The organism is Oleiphilus sp. HI0061, from assembly GCF_001635675.1.
Genome location: NZ_LWFE01001618.1, coordinates 1 through 1423, shown reverse-complemented (window position 1 = coordinate 1423; position 1423 = coordinate 1). Strand labels below are relative to the sequence as shown.

The window sequence follows — 1423 nt, the reverse complement described above, 5'->3', positions numbered from 1 at the left end:
TGGCTGAGTCCTGATAATGCTCGTCGCCTTCCATCCAAACAAAGCCTACATTAGTTCCGGTTTCACCATCGAAGATAGTACTTGCAGACACTTCATCCATCGGCGTAAAGGTTTCTGTTGCATTGTAGGCACAGGTCGCAACAATCTGGCCGTCTGCACTTGCAAAGGTGAAGCTCTCTTCAACGGTGGCAACAATGACACCTGACTCTGCATCCAACTGACCATCAACATCCAACTCAGTTTGCATGGAACCATGCTCGCCGCTGTACTCATCGCTGAATGAAGCACTAATGCGTCCTGATGGATCGATCATCAACTCACCACCTTCGTCATGCCCTTCATCACCAAAGCTAACCCTTAGAACAGAACCTTCTTGTCTCCATAGAGACACTCGAGTCATTTCATCATTTACATCGAAAGGACAAATGCCATCTTCAGTGCCTGACTCATCAGTTTCAGTTTCAGAGTTAACAATGCGTTCATTCAAGTAGAACAAAGCTACTGAAGGCACATCACACGCGTCACCAACACCATTTTCATCGCTATCTGCCTGTCCAACATTACTATCGAGTGGACAGTTATCGACATCGTCAGCAATCGTGTCGCCATCATCATCGGTGTCACAAGCGTTACCCAAGCCATCAGAGTCTGTGTCTTTCTGCTCTTCATTAGCGATTAGCGGGCAGTTATCATCTCCATCGTGACTACCATCGTCGTCACTATCCGCTAACAGTGGGTCCGTACCTTGAGCCGCTTCATTCTCATCGGATACGCCATCGTTATCATCATCTAAGTCACAAGCATTACCCTGACCATCCTGATCAGTATTCTCCTGGTTCGCGTTAACGATTAATGGGCAATTATCGACTAGATTTTCAACGCCATCACCATCAGAGTCCGGATCACACACATCACCAATCTGATCCCCATCTAGATCAAGTTGGTCAGCATTCTCCTTAACCGGGCAGTTATCACTAGCATCTTCAATCGAATCGTTGTCATCATCGTTATCACAGGCATCGCCTTGTGCATCATGATCAGCGTTCTCCTGAACTGGGTTTGCCACCGCAGGGCAGTTATCTACCGTATCTGGAATACCGTCCTGATCTTCATCAGCAGTACAAACATCACCCACTCCATCTTCATTGGCATCAGCTTGATCATCATTCGGAACCGTTGGGCAATTATCCGCATCATCATCAACAGCGTCATTGTCATCGTTCAAATCACAAGCATCACCTTCAGCATCATCATCTGAGTTACGCTGATCAGCATTAGCAATTGCTGGGCAGTTATCGACACCGTCATTGCTACCATCATCATCAGAATCGGCATCTGTAGGTGAAGTACCCTGAGCTTCTTCCATGGTGTTCAATACACCGTCACCATCACTATCAATGTCGCAGGCATCACCTTGGCCATT

The 1423-nt window shown here is 47.0% G+C and carries 1 protein-coding gene; it reads right to left on the bottom strand.

What is annotated here, in order from left to right; genetic code table 11:
* A partial coding sequence (locus A3735_RS25010; protein WP_197486036.1) for a thrombospondin type 3 repeat-containing protein occupies positions 1-1423 on the bottom strand: 1423 nt, incomplete at both ends.